General features: G+C 45.8%; 20 protein-coding genes. 13 read left to right on the plus strand and 7 right to left on the minus strand.

The window, feature by feature from the left end:
- Positions 1-77: 77 nt before the first annotated feature.
- Positions 78-1367, minus strand: a complete 1290-nt coding sequence (locus ACU01J_RS12455) for a citrate synthase (protein WP_134835250.1) — start codon at positions 1365-1367, stop codon at positions 78-80.
- Between the two features lie 395 nt (positions 1368-1762).
- On the opposite strand from ACU01J_RS12455, the gene sdhC reads away from it, so the two are divergent.
- The 8 genes from sdhC to sucD all read left to right on the plus strand — a co-directional run bounded on the left by sdhC (position 1763) and on the right by sucD (position 11389).
- On the plus strand, positions 1763-2155 hold the full coding sequence (gene sdhC, locus ACU01J_RS12460) for a succinate dehydrogenase cytochrome b556 subunit (RefSeq protein WP_008078592.1): 393 nt from the start codon (positions 1763-1765) through the stop codon (positions 2153-2155).
- Positions 2149-2493, plus strand: coding sequence for a succinate dehydrogenase, hydrophobic membrane anchor protein (gene sdhD, locus ACU01J_RS12465; protein ID WP_004413188.1), 345 nt, complete (start codon positions 2149-2151; stop codon positions 2491-2493). Before sdhC ends, sdhD begins: the two co-directional genes overlap by 7 nt.
- Complete coding sequence (gene sdhA / locus ACU01J_RS12470) at positions 2494-4260, plus strand: succinate dehydrogenase flavoprotein subunit (protein WP_481085989.1); 1767 nt, start codon at positions 2494-2496, stop codon at positions 4258-4260.
- Between the two features lie 18 nt (positions 4261-4278).
- Complete coding sequence (locus tag ACU01J_RS12475) at positions 4279-4989, plus strand: succinate dehydrogenase iron-sulfur subunit (protein ID WP_053440530.1); 711 nt, start codon at positions 4279-4281, stop codon at positions 4987-4989.
- A 92-nt stretch (positions 4990-5081) separates the two neighbouring features.
- Positions 5082-7907, plus strand: a complete 2826-nt coding sequence (gene sucA / locus ACU01J_RS12480; RefSeq protein WP_481085990.1) for a 2-oxoglutarate dehydrogenase E1 component — start codon at positions 5082-5084, stop codon at positions 7905-7907.
- A 28-nt stretch (positions 7908-7935) separates the two neighbouring features.
- On the plus strand, positions 7936-9144 hold the full coding sequence (odhB, locus tag ACU01J_RS12485; RefSeq protein ID WP_481085991.1) for a 2-oxoglutarate dehydrogenase complex dihydrolipoyllysine-residue succinyltransferase: 1209 nt from the start codon (positions 7936-7938) through the stop codon (positions 9142-9144).
- Between the two features lie 206 nt (positions 9145-9350).
- Positions 9351-10517: an ADP-forming succinate--CoA ligase subunit beta gene (sucC, locus tag ACU01J_RS12490; protein WP_053440527.1), complete on the plus strand. Its 1167-nt coding sequence runs from the start codon at positions 9351-9353 to the stop codon at positions 10515-10517.
- Positions 10517-11389: a succinate--CoA ligase subunit alpha gene (gene sucD, locus ACU01J_RS12495; protein WP_053440526.1), complete on the plus strand. Its 873-nt coding sequence runs from the start codon at positions 10517-10519 to the stop codon at positions 11387-11389. The genes sucC and sucD overlap by 1 nt, the downstream gene beginning before the upstream one ends.
- A gap of 109 nt (positions 11390-11498) precedes the next feature.
- On the opposite strand, the gene ACU01J_RS12500 is transcribed toward sucD, so the two are convergent.
- Complete coding sequence (locus tag ACU01J_RS12500) at positions 11499-11786, minus strand: hypothetical protein (RefSeq protein WP_481085992.1); 288 nt, start codon at positions 11784-11786, stop codon at positions 11499-11501.
- A 789-nt stretch (positions 11787-12575) separates the two neighbouring features.
- Here ACU01J_RS12500 and ACU01J_RS12505 point away from each other — a divergent pair.
- Entirely contained in the window at positions 12576-13094 is a 519-nt protein-coding gene (locus ACU01J_RS12505; protein ID WP_481085993.1) for a GNAT family N-acetyltransferase, read from the plus strand.
- On the opposite strand, the gene ACU01J_RS12510 is transcribed toward ACU01J_RS12505, so the two are convergent.
- Positions 13042-13341 (minus strand): DUF3301 domain-containing protein, encoded by a 300-nt coding sequence (locus ACU01J_RS12510; protein ID WP_481085994.1) that lies wholly within the window; start codon positions 13339-13341, stop codon positions 13042-13044. The two genes, ACU01J_RS12505 and ACU01J_RS12510, sit on opposite strands and share 53 nt — an antisense overlap.
- Positions 13342-13343: 2 nt before the next feature.
- Positions 13344-14381, minus strand: a complete 1038-nt coding sequence (locus ACU01J_RS12515; protein ID WP_481085995.1) for a DUF3549 family protein — start codon at positions 14379-14381, stop codon at positions 13344-13346.
- A 76-nt stretch (positions 14382-14457) separates the two neighbouring features.
- Between ACU01J_RS12515 and ACU01J_RS12520 the strand changes: the two genes are divergently transcribed.
- Together ACU01J_RS12520 and truC are read left to right on the plus strand one after the other, a co-directional pair.
- Positions 14458-14778, plus strand: a complete 321-nt coding sequence (locus ACU01J_RS12520) for a YqcC family protein (RefSeq protein WP_481085996.1) — start codon at positions 14458-14460, stop codon at positions 14776-14778.
- Entirely contained in the window at positions 14771-15493 is a 723-nt protein-coding gene (truC, locus tag ACU01J_RS12525) for a tRNA pseudouridine(65) synthase TruC (RefSeq protein ID WP_481085997.1), read from the plus strand. Before ACU01J_RS12520 ends, truC begins: the two co-directional genes overlap by 8 nt.
- A gap of 61 nt (positions 15494-15554) precedes the next feature.
- Here the strand turns inward: truC and dxs are convergent, their stop codons facing one another.
- Genes dxs through xseB form a run of 3 tightly spaced genes read right to left on the minus strand, consistent with a single transcriptional unit; the run spans position 15555 to position 18588 of the window.
- The gene (dxs, locus tag ACU01J_RS12530; RefSeq protein ID WP_481085998.1) at positions 15555-17420 is read right to left on the minus strand and encodes a 1-deoxy-D-xylulose-5-phosphate synthase; all 1866 of its coding nucleotides are present in this window, start codon (positions 17418-17420) and stop codon (positions 15555-15557) included.
- A 20-nt stretch (positions 17421-17440) separates the two neighbouring features.
- Complete coding sequence (gene ispA, locus ACU01J_RS12535; protein WP_481086103.1) at positions 17441-18325, minus strand: (2E,6E)-farnesyl diphosphate synthase; 885 nt, start codon at positions 18323-18325, stop codon at positions 17441-17443.
- A 20-nt stretch (positions 18326-18345) separates the two neighbouring features.
- Positions 18346-18588 carry an exodeoxyribonuclease VII small subunit gene (xseB, locus tag ACU01J_RS12540; RefSeq protein ID WP_481085999.1) on the minus strand — a complete coding sequence of 81 codons (243 nt, stop codon included), beginning with the start codon at positions 18586-18588 and terminating at the stop codon, positions 18346-18348.
- A 258-nt stretch (positions 18589-18846) separates the two neighbouring features.
- On the opposite strand from xseB, the gene pomA reads away from it, so the two are divergent.
- Complete coding sequence (pomA, locus tag ACU01J_RS12545) at positions 18847-19611, plus strand: flagellar motor protein PomA (RefSeq protein ID WP_481086000.1); 765 nt, start codon at positions 18847-18849, stop codon at positions 19609-19611.
- Between the two features lie 10 nt (positions 19612-19621).
- Positions 19622-20563, plus strand: a complete 942-nt coding sequence (locus ACU01J_RS12550) for a flagellar motor protein MotB (protein ID WP_481086001.1) — start codon at positions 19622-19624, stop codon at positions 20561-20563.
- Positions 20564-20616 lie beyond the last annotated feature (53 nt).

Here is a 20616-nt window from a genome sequence, read left to right on the forward strand (position 1 = left end):
TTCTTGAGGATGGCAACTAATCTAGTAAAAAAGGGTTGATGTTCGCACATCAGCCCTTTAATTTTGCTAGTCAGCTATTATTCACGCTCATGTAGAGGTGAGAATTCACGCTGTACTTCACCAGTGTATAGCTGGCGAGGACGACCGATACGGTTTAGTGGATCGCTGTGCATTTCGTTCCAGTGTGCAATCCAACCGATAGTACGAGAGATTGCAAAGATAACGGTGAACATCGATACAGGAATACCGATCGCTTTCAGAATGATACCTGAGTAGAAGTCTACGTTCGGGTATAGCTTCTTCGATACAAAGTATTCGTCAGATAGAGCGATACGCTCAAGTTCCATTGCCACATCAAGCAGTGGATCTTTGATGTTAAGCTCTTTAAGAACTTCGTGACACGTTTCACGCATAACCGTAGCACGTGGGTCGTAGTTCTTGTAAACGCGGTGACCGAAGCCCATTAGGCGGAACGGATCATCTTTATCCTTCGCACGCGCAACGTACTCTGGAATGTTTTCTACACTGCCGATCTCTTCAAGCATCTTCAGACATGCTTCGTTCGCGCCGCCGTGAGCTGGACCCCATAGAGATGCGATACCTGCTGCGATACATGCGAACGGGTTTGCACCCGATGAACCAGATAGACGTACTGTAGACGTTGAAGCGTTTTGCTCGTGGTCTGCGTGTAGTGTGAAGATTTTATCCATTGCGCGAGCAACAACAGGGTTAACTTCGTACTCTTCACATGGGTTAGCGAACATCATGTGTAGGTAGTTCTCAGCGTAGCTTAGGTCATTACGTGGGTAAATGAACGGCTGACCGATTGAGTACTTGTAACACATAGCCGCAAGTGTTGGCATTTTCGACAGTAGTCGGTATGCCGCGATTTCGCGGTGTTCGTCGTTGTTAATATCTAATGAATCGTGGTAGAACGCAGCAAGTGCACCAACCACACCACACATGACCGCCATTGGGTGAGCGTCACGACGGAAGCCGTGGAAGAAGCTCGCAATTTGCTCATGTACCATAGTGTGACGAGTAACAGTTGTCTTGAATTGCTCGTATTGTTCACGTGTTGGGGCTTCACCATAAAGAAGGATGTAACATACTTCTAAGTAATCAGCATTATTTGCTAACTGATCAATTGGGTAACCGCGGTGCAAAAGAATCCCTTTGCCGCCGTCGATATAGGTGATTTGAGATTCACAAGATGCAGTGGCAAGAAAACCTGGGTCAAAAGTGAAAAATCCATTTGCTCCCAGTTTACGAACATCAATTACAGGTGTGCCTAGGGCACCTTCCATAATTGGCAGTTCGATAGGCGCTTGACCTTCAACATGAAGGGTAGCTTTCTTATCCGCCATAACAATCTCCTTTGTTTATTATTTTATCCGTCCAGGATGTTTGTGTGACATTTTTGTACGTGTCTTCGTTATCAAAGTCAATTTTTCTCCTCTGATGTGTGCACTTGTTAGGATTTTTTGAATGCAAAACGTTAAAAATCTGGGCTGTGTAGCAAAAATTGTTACATCAATTGTATTAGAATGTTGCCAGCCGTATAGTGGCGCTGTCAATTTTGGTGGAAACCTTATAAATTCAAGGCTTGAAACAAATGTGAGGTGAAGTTTTAAGTCTTGTTGTTAACAAAATTTTTACAAAATACTCGGTCGTTTGGTGGGGTCGATTGTTAAATAAGTGTTAACTTTTGCAGGTTTGCAACCAAAATTCGTTCATAACTATAAATGCTCAATGGAGCTGAGTGAGCAAGCCCGTGAAAGAAAGAAAGTCAAGACCTGTTAATTTAGATTTACAGACCATTCGCTTTCCGATCACTGCAATCGCATCTATTTTACACCGTGTTTCCGGTGTAATTACGTTTGTCGCGGTCGGGATCCTACTATGGTTACTATCCATTTCCTTATCCTCTCCTGTAGGTTACGCACAAGCAGTCGACATTGTTGATGGCTTCTTTGTGAAGTTTATCTTGTGGGGAATTCTAACGGCATTGGCCTACCACATTGCTGGTGGTATCCGTCACCTTCTGATGGACTTAGGTCATTTTGAAGAGCTGGAATCTGGTGCAATGAGCGCTAAGGTTGCATTCGCAGCGACAGCCGTCCTGTCACTACTAGCGGGGATCATGGTGTGGTAAAACATATTTCATCTTTTGGTCGTAATGGTGTACACGATTTCCTATTGATTCGTGCTACTGCGATCATCATGACACTTTATACTATCTATCTGGTTAGCTTCTGTGCTTTCACAGATATCTCTTACGTATCTTGGACTCAGTTCTTTGGTGGCACGTTCACTAAAGTGTTCACGATGCTAGCGTTGGTTTCGGTTCTAATCCATGCGTGGATTGGCTTGTGGCAGGTTCTTACTGACTACATCAAATGCGCTAAGCTTCGTGGCGGCCTACAGTTAGCGGTTATTGCTGTGCTGTTTGGTTACTTCTTCTCTGGTCTATTTATTCTGTGGGGTGCGTAAGTGTCTATTCCAGTTCGCGAATTTGATGCCGTAGTAATCGGCGCTGGTGGTGCAGGCATGCGTGCTGCGCTACAAATCTCTGAGCAAGGCCTATCATGTGCTTTGCTTTCAAAAGTATTTCCTACCCGTTCTCACACTGTATCAGCACAGGGTGGTATCACTGTTGCGTTAGGTAACGCGCACGAAGACCACTGGGAACAGCACATGTACGATACTGTTAAAGGTTCTGATTACATCGGTGACCAAGACGCTATCGAATACATGTGTAAAAATGGCCCTGAGTCAGTAATCGAACTAGAGAAAATGGGTTTACCTTTCTCACGTTTCGACAACGGTACTATCTACCAACGTCCATTTGGCGGTCAGTCAAAGAACTTTGGTGGTGAACAGGCGGCGCGTACGGCAGCGGCTGCAGACCGTACTGGTCACGCACTTCTGCACACGCTTTACCAACAAAACATCAAGCATAAAACAACTGTTTTCTCAGAGTGGTACGCACTTGATCTTGTGAAGAACGAAGATGGTGTTGTTCTAGGTTGTACTGCGCTTTGTATGGAAACAGGCGAAGTTTGTTACTTCAAATCAAAAGCAACCATCCTAGCTACGGGTGGTGCAGGTCGTATCTACGCATCGACAACCAATGCTCACATCAACACCGGTGATGGTGTTGGTATGGCACTACGTGCAGGCGTTCCAATGCAAGACATGGAAATGTGGCAGTTCCACCCAACGGGTATTGCTGGCGCAGGTGTTCTTGTAACAGAAGGCTGTCGTGGTGAAGGTGGTTACCTTCTTAACAAAGATGGCGAGCGCTTCATGGAGCGTTACGCACCTAACGCGAAAGACCTTGCTGGTCGTGACGTTGTTGCTCGTTCAATGATGATCGAAATTCGTGAAGGTCGTGGTTGCGATGGCCCTTGGGGTCCACATATTAAACTGAAACTGGACCACCTAGGTAAAGAGACTCTTGAGTCACGTCTACCTGGCGTTTGTGAACTGTCTCGTACGTTTGCTCACGTTGACCCAGTGAAAGAGCCAATTCCAGTAATCCCAACCTGTCACTACATGATGGGTGGTGTCCCAACTCAGGTTTCTGGTCAGGCAATCAAGCAAGACGAAAACGGCGCTGATGTTGAAGTTCAAGGCCTATTCGCTTGTGGTGAAATTGCATCTGTATCAGTACACGGCGCTAACCGTCTTGGTGGTAACTCACTATTAGACTTGGTGGTATTTGGCCGTGCAACAGGTCTGCATCTAGGTGAAACTTTAGCGAAGCAAGCTGACGCTACACCTGCAACTGAAGCGGATATTGAGCGTTCTCTAGAGCGTTACAACCGTTGGGAAAACAGCACTGAAGGTGAAGACCCAGCTCAGATTCGTAAAGACCTACAACAATGTATGCAAAACAACTTCTCGGTATTCCGTGAAGGTGATGCAATGGCTAAAGGTCTTGAAGAGCTTAAAGTTATCCGTGAGCGTCTGAAGAACGCACACCTTGCTGATAAATCAACAGAGTTCAACACCCAGCGTATTGAGTGTCTAGAACTAGAAAACTTGATGGAAACAGCATACGCAACAGCTGTAGCGGCAAACTACCGTACAGAAAGTCGTGGCGCACATGCTCGTTTTGACTTCCCTGACCGTGATGATGCGCAGTGGCTATGTCACTCAGTCTACAACCCAGAAACGGAAGCGATGGCGAAGCGTGATGTAAACATGGAACCAATTCACCGTGATGCGTTCCCACCGAAAGCACGTACGTACTAAGGAAAGGAGGACAATATTATGAAACTGAATTTCTCTTTGTACCGCTACAATCCGGATGTCGATCAAAAGCCTTACATGAAAGACTACACGCTTGAAGTGGAAGAAGGCTCCGACATGATGTTGCTTGATGCACTGATTTTGCTAAAAGAGCAAGATCCAAGCATCTCGTTCCGTCGCTCTTGCCGTGAAGGTGTATGTGGTTCAGATGGTCTGAACATGAATGGTAAAAATGGTCTAGCGTGTATCACGCCACTTTCTGCACTAAAAGCAGACAAGATTGTGATTCGTCCATTACCAGGTTTGCCTGTTGTTCGAGATCTTATTGTTGACATGACACAGTTCTACGATAACTATTCGAAAGTTAAGCCTTTCTTGATTGATGACGGCGCTCTGCCGCCATCACGTGAGAACCTGCAAACGCCAGATGAGCGTGCTCATCTTGATGGGCTGTACGAATGTATCATGTGTGCATGTTGTACAACTTCATGTCCATCTTTCTGGTGGAACCCAGATAAGTTTATTGGTCCTGCAGGTCTATTGGCCGCTTACCGTTGGTTAATTGATAGCCGAGATACGGCAACAGATGAACGTCTATCAAATCTTGATGATGCATTTAGCGTTTTCCGTTGCCATGGCATCATGAATTGTGTAAGTGTTTGTCCTAAGGGATTAAATCCGACGAAAGCGATTGGTCACATCAAGACGATGTTGGTTAACCGCTCTGTCTAATGAAACAAAAATTGCCGGCCTAATTTGGGTCGGCTCTTAATAGCTCGGCGTAAGACCGAAGCAAACGTGAAAACTACTGGTTAAGGGAAAATATGCACAACGGCGTGATGAAGGCGTGGCTCGAGTCTTCACACTTGGCTGGCGCCAATGCAACGTATGTAGAGGACCTCTACGAACTGTATCTAAGTGATCCCGATCTGGTAAGTGAGGAGTGGAAACGCGTATTTGAAGGCTTGCCTAAGCCGACAGAAGAAGTGGTAGAACAACCACATTCGCGTGTCCGTGACTACTTCCGACGACTCGCTCAAGAAACAAAGCATTATAGTGTCCAGGTTAGTGATCCAGATGTCGACGCTAAACAAGTTAAAGTACTCCAATTAATCAATGCTTACCGATTCCGTGGACACGAAGCGGCACAGCTTGACCCTCTTGGTTTATGGCAACGTCCACCTGTAGCGGAGCTAGAACCCGCATTCCACAATCTTACCGAAGATGACCTAGAAGAGACCTTCAACGTTGGTTCTTTTGCCATTGGCCAAGAGACGATGCAGTTGAAAGATATCTACTCCGCTCTTAAGAAAACGTACTGTGGTTCTATCGGTGCAGAATACATGCACATGACAGACACAGAACAAAAACGTTGGATCCAGCAACGTTTAGAGTCAGTCATTGGTCAACCTTCTTTCTCTAATGAAGAAAAGCATATGTTCCTAGACGAGCTGACAGCAGCTGAAGGTCTAGAACGTTACCTAGGTGCAAAATTCCCAGGTGCTAAGCGATTCTCACTAGAAGGTGGTGATGCACTGATCCCAATGACGAAAGAATTGATTCGTCATGCGGGTGCAAGTGGCATGCGTGAAGTGGTTATCGGGATGGCTCACCGTGGTCGTCTAAACATGTTGGTAAACGTGTTAGGTAAGAAACCACAAGACCTATTTGATGAATTTGCTGGTAAGCATGACGAGACGTGGGGCACGGGTGACGTTAAGTATCACCAAGGTTTCTCTGCAGATTTCGCAACGCCAGGTGGTGATGTCCACCTAGCGCTAGCATTTAACCCATCTCACCTTGAGATTGTAAACCCAGTAGTTATTGGTTCAGTACGTGCGCGTCAAGACCGCTTAGGCGATAAGACAGGCAGCACGGTTCTTCCTATTACTATTCACGGTGACTCTGCAATTGCAGGTCAAGGTGTGGTTGCTGAGACGTTTAACATGTCTCAGGCGCGTGGTTTCCAAGTTGGTGGTACGGTTCGAATTGTTGTGAATAACCAAGTTGGTTTCACTACCTCTAACCCTACCGATACGCGTTCAACTATGTACTGTACTGATATCGCTAAGATGGTACAGGCACCAATCTTCCACGTGAATGCGGATGACCCTGAAGCGGTTGCGTTCGTTACTCGTATCGCACTTGATTACCGTAATGAGTTTAAACGCGACGTAGTGATCGACTTGGTTTGTTACCGTCGTCATGGTCACAACGAAGCCGATGAGCCGAACGCAACTCAACCGTTGATGTATCAGAAAATCAAGAAGCACCCAACACCTCGTAAGCTGTACGCTGACGTGTTGATGGAGAAAGACGTGCTTGGTATTGATACTGCGACGCAAATGGTCAACGAATATCGTGATGCTCTAGACCACGGTGAAGTTGTCGTTAAAGAGTGGCGTCCAATGGCTCTACACTCAGTAGACTGGTCTCCATACCTAGGTCATGACTGGGATGTTGAGTGGGACAATAAATTTGATACTGAGCGCTTAGTTGAGCTTGGTCAGCGCCTATGTACTTACCCTGATAGCCACAAGCTACAAAGCCGAGTGAACAAGCTTTACAACGATCGTAAAGCGATGATCACTGGCGAGAAAGCGGTTGACTGGGGTATGGCAGAAACGTTGGCGTATGCCACGCTTGTTGATGATGGTAAGCGTATTCGTATCTCTGGTCAGGATTCTGGTCGTGGTACTTTCTTCCACCGTCACTCAGTTCTGCATAACCAGACCGACGCAAGCACGTATGTTCCTCTAGCAAATATCCATGATAAACAAGGCCCGTTCCAAGTCTTTGACTCGGTGCTTTCTGAAGAAGCGGTATTGGCCTTTGAATACGGATACGCAACTGCTGAGCCTAGCGGCTTGACCCTTTGGGAAGCGCAGTTTGGTGACTTTGCTAACGGTGCACAAGTTGTTATTGACCAATTCATCTCGTCAGGTGAACAGAAATGGGCTCGTCTATGTGGCCTAACGATGTTGCTACCTCACGGTTATGAAGGTCAAGGTCCTGAGCACTCTTCAGCTCGTCTAGAGCGTTACCTACAGCTTTGCGCTGAGCAAAACATGCAGGTTGTTGTGCCATCAACTCCGGCGCAGGTTTACCACATGATTCGCCGCCAAGTTGTTCGCCCAATGCGTCGACCTCTGATTGTTATGTCACCGAAATCGCTACTTCGTCATCCGTTATGTACTTCTACGTTAGAAGAACTGTCGGAAGGGACATTCCAACCAGCGATTCCAGAGATCGACAGCTTAGATGCAGCGAAGGTGAAACGTGTCGTCTTCTGTTCGGGTAAAGTTTACTTCGACTTGCTAGAGCAGCGTCGTAATAACGAACAAGATGACGTGGCTATTGTTCGTATTGAACAGCTATACCCATTCCCACAGGATGAAGTGAAAGCGGCAATCGAACAATACACTAACGTTGAAGACTTTGTTTGGTGTCAAGAAGAGCCTCAAAACCAAGGTGCTTGGTACTGTAGCCAACACAACTTCCGTGCTGCAATCCCAGCGGGTGCTGATCTTAAATATGCTGGCCGCCCAGCATCAGCATCACCAGCTGTCGGTTATATGTCAGTACACTTGAAACAACAAAAAGCGCTGGTTGAAGACGCGCTTAACGTGAATACAAAAACTTCGGATTAAGAACTAGAAGTTAAAGGAAGAAACAGATATGACAATTGAAATTCTGGTTCCAGATTTACCTGAATCTGTTGCAGACGCTACAGTAGCAACTTGGCACAAACAACCTGGTGACGCTGTTGAGCGTGACGAAGTACTGGTTGATATCGAAACTGACAAAGTCGTTTTAGAAGTACCAGCTCCAGAAGCGGGTGTTCTAGAAGCAATCATTGAAGAAGAAGGTGCGACGGTACTTTCTAAGCAGCTTATCGCTAAGCTTAAGCCAGGCGCAGTCGCGGGTGAGCCAACGACTGACACTACGGAAGCATCAGAAGCTTCACCTGATAAGCGTCATAAAGCTGCGCTAACAGAAGAGAGCAACGATGCACTAAGTCCGGCAGTTCGTCGTTTACTTGCAGAGCACGGTCTAGAGCCATCTCAAGTGAAAGGTACGGGCGTTGGCGGCCGTATTACTCGAGAAGACATCGATGCGCACCTAGCTAATGCGAAAGCAGCACCGAAAGCTGAGGCTCCAGCAGCAGCTGAAGCACCAGCAGCGGCTCGTAGCCAGAAGCGTGTACCAATGACTCGCCTACGTAAGACAGTTGCAAACCGTCTTCTTGAAGCGAAGAACAACACGGCAATGCTAACAACGTTTAACGAAGTGAACATGAAGCCAATCATGGATCTTCGTAAGCAGTACAAAGACCAGTTCGAAGAGCGTCACGGTATCCGTCTAGGCTTTATGTCTTTCTACGTGAAAGCGGTAACAGAAGCACTAAAACGCTACCCAGAAGTGAATGCATCGATTGACGGTGATGACATTGTTTACCACAACTACTTTGACATCAGCATGGCAGTATCTACGCCTCGTGGTCTAGTCACTCCAGTACTGAAAGACTGCGATACACTAGGTTTTGCTGATGTAGAAAAGGGCATCAAAGAGCTAGCAATCAAAGGCCGTGATGGCAAGCTAACTGTTGATGAACTAATGGGTGGTAATTTCACTATCACTAACGGTGGTGTATTCGGCTCACTGATGTCTACGCCAATCATCAACCCGCCACAATCTGCGATTCTTGGTATGCACAAGATCCAAGAACGTCCGATGGCTGTTGATGGCAAAGTAGAAATCCTGCCAATGATGTACCTAGCGCTATCTTACGACCACCGCCTAATCGATGGTCGTGAGTCAGTGGGCTTCCTAGTCACAATCAAAGAGTTGCTAGAAGATCCAGCACGTCTGCTATTAGACGTTTAATATCGCTAAAACGTCTAGTTGGCTGTGCTGGCTAGACGTTCGATAGTTTCAAAGGCTAGACTCGCTCAACTGTCTGGCCTTCATTTGAATCGCTAAGCTATTAAAAAATAGATCGCGATTGACTTGAGAAGACCCTACAGACGTGCGCAACCAAGCGCCGTTATGGAAATAATAATCCCCTAAGGGAAAATAAACGGAATATCAAAATGAATTTGCATGAATACCAAGCCAAACAGCTGTTTGCAGAATTCGGTTTGCCTGTACCGGAAGGCTTCGCTTGTGATACACCACAAGAAGCTTTTGAAGCTGCAGGTCGCATTACAACTGAGAAGAAAGTTGTAAAGTGTCAGGTTCACGCTGGTGGACGTGGTAAAGCGGGTGGCGTTGAGCTACACGACACGAAAGATGGCGTTAAAGAGTTTGCTCAAAAGTGGCTAGGTAAAAACCTAGTAACGTACCAAACAGATGCAAATGGTCAGCCTGTAACAAAAATCCTAGTTGAAGAAGCGTCAAACATCGCTAATGAACTTTACCTAGGTGCTGTTGTAGACCGCGCTAGTCGTAAAATTGTATTCATGGCTTCTACTGAAGGCGGCGTGGATATCGAAAAAATCGCAGAAGAAACTCCAGAGTTGATTCACAAAGCGGCAATCGATCCATTAGTTGGCCCTCAAGCTTATCAAGGTCGCGAGCTAGCGTTTAAGCTAGGCCTTGAAGGTGACCAAATCAAACAATTCGTTAAGATCTTCATGGGTCTTGGCGAGATGTTCGCTCAGTACGACTTAGCTCTACTAGAGATCAACCCTCTTGTTATTACTGGCGAAGGCAATCTGCTTTGTCTAGACGGTAAGATCAACATCGACTCAAACGCACTTTACCGTCAGCCTAAGCTTCGTGAAATGCACGATCCTTCACAGGAAGATGAGCGTGAAGCGCACGCAGCTCAGTGGGAACTGAACTACGTAGCACTAGACGGCAATGTTGGCTGTATGGTTAACGGTGCAGGCCTAGCAATGGGTACGATGGATATCGTTAACCTACATGGTGGCAAACCTGCCAACTTCCTAGATGTTGGTGGCGGCGCGACTAAAGAGCGTGTTGCTGAAGCATTCAAGATCATCCTTTCTGATGACAATGTAAAAGCAGTACTAGTAAACATCTTCGGTGGTATCGTTCGCTGTGACATGATCGCAGAAGGTATTATCGGTGCGGTTAAAGAAGTTGGCGTAACGGTTCCTGTAGTTGTTCGTCTTGAAGGTACTAACGCTGACCTAGGTCGCGAAGTTCTTGCTAATTCTGATGTTGATATCATTGCTGCTGAGTCGCTAACAGATGCTGCTCAGAAAGTTGTTGCTGCTGCGGAGGCTAAATAATGTCTGTACTAATTAACAAAGACACTAAAGTAATCTGTCAGGGCTTCACTGGTGGTCAAGGTACTTTTCACTCAGAGCAAGCTATCGCGTACGGTACGCAGATGGTTGGTGGTGTTTCTCCTGGTAAAGGTGGTCAAACTCACCTAGGTCAACCTGTATTCAACACAGTGCGTGAAGCAGTTGAAGCGACGGGCGCAACGGCGACTGTTATCTACGTACCAGCTCCGTTCTGTAAAGATGCAATCCTTGAAGCGATTGATGCAGGTATCGAGCTTATCGTGACTATCACGGAAGGCATCCCAACAACAGATATGATCGATGTAAAAGTAAAGCTAGAAGAAACTGGCGTTCGTATGATCGGTCCTAACTGTCCAGGTGTTATCACTCCTGATGAGTGTAAGATTGGCATCATGCCAGGTCACATTCATAAGAAAGGTAAAGTGGGCATCGTTTCACGCTCAGGTACACTAACGTACGAAGCGGTTAAGCAAACAACTGACGAAGGTTTTGGCCAATCTACTTGTGTAGGTATCGGTGGTGACCCAATCCCTGGTTCAAACTTTATCGATATTCTAAAGTTGTTCCAAGAGGACCCTGAAACAGAAGCAATCGTAATGATTGGTGAAATCGGTGGTACTGCGGAAGAAGAAGCAGCAGCGTTCATTAAAGAGAACGTCACTAAGCCAGTCGTTTCTTACATTGCAGGTGTTACTGCTCCTCCAGGTAAGCGTATGGGTCACGCAGGTGCAATCATCTCAGGTGGTAAAGGCACAGCGGAAGACAAGTTTGCGGCTCTAGAAGCGGCAGGCGTTAAGACTGTGAAGTCTCTAGCAGACATCGGTAAAGGTCTACGTGAAGTCACAGGTTGGTAATCTAACCACTTCAAATAAAAAAGGCTTGGCACATCGCCAAGCCTTTTTGTTTTCTACTCTTGAAATATTTGTCATTCCATAGAGCGACGAAGGACAGAGTAGGGAAACTCTATTTCTCTAACTTTTTCTCTATTTCAACCAATCTTGCCGTCAGATCCATCACTTGTTTTTCTAGCTGTTCAATTCGGTCGGCATCCGCGACTTCTTGTTTTGCTGCAACTTCAATTTTAGGCACTCGACTCGAGCTTTTCCAACTTTTCAAGGTTGTAATCAAAGCTGGCATAGGCACTGATGTACTCAAACGTGCTTTGACTAGTGCCACCGTTGGCTCTTTTCCTTCTGCGTGTAACTGTTCAAGGACATCTTTTAGCTCTTGGCTAACATCTTGAGTAAGCATAAAACCTCCATTGCGCTTATGTATTTCATCATACCCAGTCAGTTTGAAATTGGCGAATAGAAAATAGTGAAAGAGTCTGTGCGAGATCTCTCACACCTGTTGTGAGACAAATAGTGTTTTAAACACAAGATAAGTACCTGGATGTACTATAAAGTAATGATTTTTAGAATTAATTTGTTTTGTTTCAATGTTGTTGCGCATTTTTGATTTGCTACAGGTATTGTCTCTGGCGGCAATTCGGATAAATTAGAACTTGTCGGAAGGATACCGACATGGAACAGGAAAGACCAAGGATTGGGAATCTTCAGGAAGAAGATTGGTTGACTAGGATAGTTAATCAAGCACGGAGCGAAAGGACATTGTAGGGATGCCGCCACTGACAGGATGTGAGTGACATGGACGGCAATGGACACCTCTAGGAAGAGGCTAGGACAGGTATCAGGAAGATACACAGGACACCACTTAAGGATAGAGTGATGTGCGCTAACTAGGATATGTTAGCTATCAGGATGATGAGGACACCGCTAGGAAGGCGACGGTTGGATAATACTGAAGGATTCAGTAGCTATTAAGGAAGATGCATGGAGCACCTTTTGTAGCCAGATTGCTGCGAGTAAGACTTATAACCCCGATACTGATGTATCGGGGTTTTTCTTAGATCCCACCTTTACTAATGACTCTAATAACAATGTGCTAAAAACAACCTAGATCAATAAAGGTTGCTATCAGTTGGTATAAATTTTCGGCTTTGTTTTATAAGACAAGAACTGCTGCTTACAAGGATGTGTCATGACTATTGTGACTCGCCGATCGTTATTAGTACCTTATAACGACTCTTTACAATCTGAGTTTCTTATTCTCAACTGCTGTGCGATCAATCGTGCGCAGATGAATGGGGCGCACACGGTGTCGTCTGCTAAGAGACTGTTCGAACAGGTACTGACAGACCCAAATATTTATGCCAGAGCGGTACTAGATAGCAATACTCGTGAATATATCGGTCATGTGTTTGTTTGCGATCTAGACGGCGAACCTGAGTTGGGATATATCTTTGATAAAAATTACTGGGGAAGAGGGCTCGCGAGCGAAGTGCTGCAGGCCTTTTTTCCAAACGCATTGCGCGATTTAAACATCAGTAAAGTCATTGCGACAGCCAATGTAGGCCATGAGCCTTCAATTCGAATTCTAAATAAATTGGGTTTTATACTTAATGCTCATAAAGCCGATACATTCGGCCCCTATGATGAGTATCTATTTACATCCGATGTGGCGGTAGAGCCACCTTTGCTAGTCGGAAGCCTTGCATAATAATCTCACCTTGGTAGCAGTCGTCACCCAGTGATGAAAATTCAAATTGATAGATAGAATGCCAACGCCAGACACCGTCTGGCGTTTTTAGTTTGTGGCGTTTGAGCGCGACGCTCACTAATTGTAGGTCAAGCTCTTTGCACTTTCGCAATGCGATACTTTTAGCGGTTTCCGCCTGTCGTCTTTGCTGCCAAAACAGAAGACAGACAATGGCAAGGGCCAAAATGGCAAAGAGGTCATGAATCATAGCTACGCCTTAGTTGCTTGCTGCAGTCGAATGAGTGAATGTGCAAGCTCTTCAGAAGGGCTTGAATGCAGCAGAGGCAGTAGAACCATCCTAAGTTCAGGTAGCATAACAAGATCAGCAAATAGTTGATTAAACAGGGTTTGGTTGCCAGTTTGTGCTAAGCGTAATAGGAATTGCTCAGCGGTCTTAACATCACTCAGCCAATGCCAGCTGCGACCTGCAATACCGATTAGTACTTCTTGATGGCTTAAACGAGGGCTAGCCAGAATCGAATCAATAATAGGTTGAGCGATGGATGTCTTAGCACCCGAAAGCGCACGTGTTAGCGCAGAAAGCAGGAACAGGTCTGGTTGTTCGCTTTCAATCTGCAGCTTGGCCATTTCGGCAATTCGCTCAGCAAGTTTATCCGAAAGCTCGGTATGTTCTAGTGCCCCAAGCAACGCATAAAGTGGTTCATTTGGCAGGTGTTGCAGTGCTTTACGTACATTAACGCCATTTTGCTCCTGGCCAAGACGCGCACAAATATCAGTCACACCTTGTAGGCCAACCGTGTGCCATTTATCCCACTCTAATTCACCAGAAAAGTAGTGTTGAGCGTGCTCATAATATTGGCTACAAGGCAGATCGAGCGAGGCACGAACTTGGCTATGAAATACAGCCATTTTATCTTCAGCAGGCTTGAAGGTATAAGGGTTGTTAGACAGCTTCTCTTGTTGCTCTTCAGTCATATCTTGACTGATACGAGTGCCCATCGCTTCAATCACATACTTTAAGAAGTTACCAATGTCTGACTGCTTAAGTAAGCCGCGCTCATCGAGTTCAAACTTTAGAAACCAAATCCATGGCTGTTGCTCCTGGTTCCAATAAGCGATCGCAATATGGGCTTTACGTTGCATCGGGTAAGGGTATGGCAGCTGACCTTTCTCTGCATCAGCAAATGTTTTTGCGTCGATGGTTTTGATACGACGTCCAAGATCAAACACTTGATACTGGCAGTTACTGTCATTGAGCAATTGGGTAAGGGTATGAATCGTTTCCATTGGAGAATTGTCCTAACTTTCTTTCCTCTATAAATGGTACTCTTAGGCCAATTTTCAAGGTCCAATATAAAGTTTAATGACGAAAGAAAAACAATTAGTCGAGTTAGTCGACGCTTTAGAAGGTGAGATGAGAAAACTAGGGAAGTGGCAACAAGATTCTCCTAGTGTTGAAGCATTAAGCAGTCAGGAGCCTTTTGCTATCGATAGCCTCACTCCTTTAGAGTGGTTGCAATGGATATTTGTCGCGCGCATACGTCTATTATTGAAACAAAACCAGCCGTTACCAACGGGGTTTGCGATGGCTGCTTACTTTGAAGAGTGCTGGAAAGAAGAGCAGATGATGAACCCGCTGATCACTATTATCCAACAGATTGATAAGGTATGTAGCCATGCTTGAGATTGTTTTCCAAGATGAGTATTTCGTCGCCGTAAATAAGCCAGCGGGGATGCTGGTTCACCGCAGTTGGTTAGATAAGCACGAAACACAGTTTGTGATGCAAACTTTGCGTGACCAAATTGGTCAACATGTGTTTCCTCTTCACCGCCTTGACCGCCCGACATCGGGTGTGCTGATTTTTGCGCTGTCCAGTGAAGTGGCTTCGCAGGTGATGCCGATGTTCGCCAACCACGAGATGGAAAAAACCTATCACGCTATCGTACGTGGTTGGATTGAAGAGTCTGGCCGCCTTGATTACGCCTTGAAGGTTGAGTTGGATAAGATTGCCGATAAGCACGCCAGCCAAGAGAAAGAAGCACAAGAAGCCATTACTGACTATTGGCCGCTAGCGAAAGTGGAAGTGCCGCATTCTACGGGCAAGTTTCCAAGCACCCGTTACTGTTTGATGGAAATGAAGCCATTAACAGGGCGCAAGCATCAGCTCAGGCGTCATATGGCTCACCTAAGGCATCCTATTGTCGGAGATACGACTCATGGTGACGGTAAGCACAATAAACTGTATAGAGAGGTCTACGACTCGCACAGACTGCTTCTGCATGCATCGAGTTTAGAGTTTATTCATCCCTTTACGAAAGAGAGCTTAGTCATTAGTGCGAGCTTCGATGAAACTTGGCTAAAGCTGAGTGCGGAATTTGGCTGGCAACTTCCCAGTTAAACATGTACACCAAATACAAAAAAGCCCTCAACCGAGGGCTTTTGCTAACTTAAATCAGAGATTATTTACTTAGGTAATCGCGGATCGATTGCTCAATCCCTTTACCATCTAAACCAAGCTCTTGGTGCAGTTCATCTTGTGTACCTTGATGGATAAACTTATCTGGTAAACCAAGGTTAAGAACTGGTTTGAGAATCTTCTCTTTCATCATAAATTCGATCACACCAGCGCCCGCACCGCCCGCAATCGCGTTTTCTTCCAGTGTTACCAGAATGTCGTGCTCGGCAGCGAGTTGCTTGGTCAGTGCTTCATCAAGTGGCTTAACAAAGCGCATATCAGCAACCGTGGCATTTAAATTCTTTGCCGCTTCCAGTGCATTTCCAAGGAAAGTACCAAAGCTTAAAATAGCAACCTTTTCACCTTGACGAACAAGGCGGCCTTTGCCGATCTCAAGAGCGGTAAACTCTTGCTCAATCTCAGTGCCCATGCCAGTGCCACGTGGGTAACGAACGGCACTTGGACCTGTATGCTTATGGCCAGTGTAGAGCATTTGACGACATTCATTTTCGTCGCTCGGTGCCATGATCACCATATTTGGGATACAACGCATAAAGCTTAGGTCAAATGCACCTTGGTGAGTCTGGCCATCTGCGCCAACTAAACCTGCACGGTCAATAGCAAACATCACAGGCAAGTCCATGATTGCTACATCATGAATTAGCTGATCGTAACCACGCTGTAAGAAGGTCGAGTAGATAGCAACGATTGGATTGTCACCAGCAATCGCCATACCTGTCGCTAGCGTCACCGCGTGCTGCTCTGCAATCGCGACGTCGAAGTATTGGTCTGGGTACTCTTTAGAGAAACGAACCATACCTGAACCTTCACGCATTGCTGGCGTAATCGCCATTAGCTTAGGATCTTGCTCGGCCATATCACACAGGAAGTCACCGAAGATCTTCGAGAAACTTGGTTTTCCGCCACTGCTCTTAGGCAGAGAGGTATGGCTAGGATCGAACTTAGGTACACCGTGATAGCCGATAGGATCTTTTTCAGCTGGCTCGTAGCCTTTGCCTTTCTTAGTCATGATGTGCAGGAACTGTGGGCCTTTTAGCTCACGCATGTTCTTCAGTGTTTTAACTAGCTCATTCACATCATGGCCATCGACAGGGCCAATGTAGTTAAAGCCTAGCTCTTCAAATAGAGTGCCAGGGACAACCATGCCTTTTAGGTGTTCTTCAGTACGACGAACCAGTTCTTTGATTGGTGGAACGCCAGAGAGAACCTTTTTGCCGCCTTCACGAATTGAGGTATATAGGTTACCAGAGAGCACTTGCGCCAAATGGTTATTCAGTGCGCCAACGTTTTCTGAAATCGACATCTCGTTGTCATTAAGAATAACCAGCATGTCAGGGTGAACGTCGCCAGCATGGTTCATTGCTTCAAATGCCATACCTGCGGTAATCGCCCCGTCACCAATTACGCTAACAATTTTACGGTTTTTGTCTTCTTTACCCGCACTGATCGCCATACCTAATGCTGCACTGATCGACGTTGATGAGTGACCTACAGACAGTGTGTCGTATTCACTTTCTTCACGCCAAGGGAATGGGTGCAAGCCGTCTTTCTGGCGAATTGTCGACAGTTGATCGCGGCGGCCAGTTAAGATTTTATGTGGGTAAGCCTGATGGCCCACATCCCACACCAACTGGTCGAAAGGCGTGTTGTATACGTAATGAAGCGCGACGGTGAGTTCTACTGTACCTAAGCCAGAAGCTAAGTGGCCACTAGATTGGCTCACTGAATTTAATAAATAGGTACGTAATTCATCACATAGCGTCGGCAGCACTTCTTTAGGAAGGCTACGTAGCTCATCTGGCGTATCTGCTAGAGCAAGTGTTGGATATTTTGAAATATCAAGAGTCATATAAATGCGCGCTTATTGTGTTAGTTCTTGCGCTCGATGACATATCGGGCGAACTCTTCGAGTAACTCTGTATTGTATGGGATTGCTTCCAAAGCTTGAAGTGCTTCATTTAACAGAGTGTGAGCTTTGTTAATAGCTCCATCCAATCCAAGTAAGGCTGGATAAGTGCTTTTGTTTAATTCTTGATCAGAACCTTGAGGCTTACCCAAAGTCTCTGTATCACTAATAATATCTAAAATGTCGTCTTGAACCTGAAACGCTAGGCCAACTGCATCGGCGTATTTGTCGAGTTGGGGCATCACCTCAAGACCTTTTTCACCCGCAGCGAGTGCGCCTAAGCGGATGGCAGACTTCATCAATGCACCGGTTTTATTGCGGTGAATCTCTTCTAATTCTTCTAGCGACACTGAGCGGTTTTCAGCGGCAAGGTCCAATGCTTGTCCAAGACACATACCATTAGCGCCAGACGCGTCAGCCAAAATTTTTATCATCTTTATACGGTTAATTTCCGCATTTGGATTTAAATCACCGTCAGCTAAAATGGTGAACGCTAACGTTTGTAGCGCGTCACCAGTGAGGATCGCGGTAGCTTCATCAAATTTGATATGACAGGTTGTTTGACCACGACGAAGTTCATCGTCATCCATTGCAGGTAGGTCATCATGGATCAGTGAGTAGGCGTGAATACACTCAACCGCAGAAGCAGGAGTATCGAGGTCATTGTTATCACAGCCTAGCATTTGACCGGTAATGTAGACCAAAAATGGCCGTGCACGTTTGCCACCAAGTAACAGCCCATAGCGCATAGCTTCAATTAACGGCTGATTTTGGTGAGGCAGTGCTTGCAGCCAAAGATTTAGCTGATCATTATTGCGTTGTTGAAATGAGGTTAATGCCTCTTGCATAACAGACATATTTCTATCAATTACTCAGGCTGGCCGTCAAAGTCACTTAAAGGGGATGCGTCATCGTTTTGCAGCAAAATACTCACACGCTGCTCGGCATCGCTAAGCTTAGTTTGGCCTGCACGAGCAAGCGTAATGCCACGCTCAAATTTTTTAAGCGCATCTTCCAATGCTAAATCACCATTCTCAAGGTTTTCTACGATAACATCTAGCTCGTCGATCGTCGCCTCGAAGGTCATGTTTTCTGGTTTCTTGCTCGCCATAATGTTTCTACTTTGACAAAGATGCACGAAAGTTACCTTAGCCGATAATGATGGTCAAATTTAACCGAGTAAAATTGTTGAAAAACTGAGTTTTGGCAACAATAACTTCGTTCAATATTACTCAACGTACGGTTTTTCTTGTATCAACAAAGTAAGCGACTACATTTATGTGAATAGAGTAGCAATAAAAAACTAAAGATTTGAACACGTTGCCGATATACTTTGTTACAAGATCAAAGATTGCATGAGGAGTGCTTTGTGGATTTAGCAACGCTGGTGGGACTGTTAGGCGGCTTTGCTTTCGTTATCATGGCAATGATACTTGGCGGAAGCATTATGATGTTTATCGATGTCACGTCGATTTTGATCGTAGTGGGTGGCTCTACCTTTGTCGTTTTAATGAAGTTTACCATGGGCCAATTTTTTGGAGCGGCGAAGATTGCCGGAAAAGCTTTCATGTTCAAAGCGGATGAGCCAGAAGATCTGATCGCTAAAGTTGTTGAGATGGCAGACGCTGCTCGTAAAGGCGGTTTCCTAGCGCTAGAAGAGATGGAGATCACCAACGGCTTTATGCAAAAAGGTATCGATCTATTGGTTGATGGTCATGATGCTGACGTTGTTCGTGCTGCTTTGCAAAAAGACATTGTGCTTACCGATGAGCGCCATGAGTTTGGTGGCAGTGTATTTAGAGCCTTCGGTGACGTAGCGCCTGCGATGGGGATGATCGGAACATTGGTTGGTCTGGTTGCGATGCTTTCTAATATGGATGACCCTAAAGCGATCGGTCCTGCGATGGCGGTAGCACTCTTAACCACTCTGTACGGTGCGATCTTATCAAACATGGTGTTCTTCCCAATTGCCGATAAGCTGTCTTTACGCCGTGAGCAAGAGAAACTGAACCGCCGTCTAGTGATGGATGGTGTGTTAGCGATTCAAGATGGTCAGAACCCTCGTGTCATCGACAGTTACCTGAAGAATTACCTCAATGAAGGTAAGCGTTCTCTTGACGTAGATAACGAGTAAGGTCAAAGGTATGGAAGAAGAACAACCCAAATGTCCGCCGCCCGGCCTACCGTTGTGGATGGGGACCTTTGCCGACTTAATGTCACTGCTGATGTGTTTCTTCGTACTTTTGCTCTCGTTTTCCGAGATGGATGTACTCAAATTTAAACAAATCGCAGGCTCTATGAAATTTGCTTTTGGTGTGCAGAACCGATTGGAGGTCAAAGACATTCCAAAAGGAACCAGCATTATTGCCCAAGAGTTCCGCCCTGGGCGTCCAGAGCCGACTCCGATTGATGTTATCATGCAGCAAACCATCGATATCACTCAGCAAACTCTTGAGTTCCATGAAGGGGAGTCAGACAGGGCGGGGGGTACTCAGCGTGATCAAGGTAAGTTAACTGGTGGTCAATCTGCTGAGACTTCAACTCAGAATCACCAGAATACGGAGTCTGTTAGTGAGCAGCAACAATCCGCTCAAACGTCTGAAGAGTTAGAGACATTAGTAGAGAGCATTAAGAAGGCTCTAGAGCGAGAGATCGAACAAGGGGCAATTGAAGTAGAAAACCTTGGCCAGCAGATTGATATTCGTATCCGTGAGAAAGGCGCATTCCCTGAAGGCTCAGCTTTCTTACAGCCGAAGTTTAGGCCGTTAGTGAGGCAGATTGCTGACTTAGTCAAAGATATACCAGGTGTTATTCGCGTATCGGGTCATACAGACAACCAACGTATTGATTCTGAACTGTATCGTTCTAATTGGGATTTATCGGCGCAACGCGCTGTATCTGTAGCGCAAGAGATGGAAAAAGTGCGTGGCTTTAATCATCAACGATTGCGTGTCAGAGGTATGGCGGATACCGAACCACTTGGGCCGAATGATACTGAAGCACAGCGTTCGCGAAACCGCCGAGTTGAAATCAGTATCATGCAGGGTGAAGCGCTGTTAAGTGATGAAATACCGGTGAATCAGTAAAAGAAAAGAGACGAGCAAAAGGCTCGTCTTTTTTATGGCCATTCATTCAGGTA

Source organism: Vibrio sp. 2433-A1, assembly GCF_056726085.1.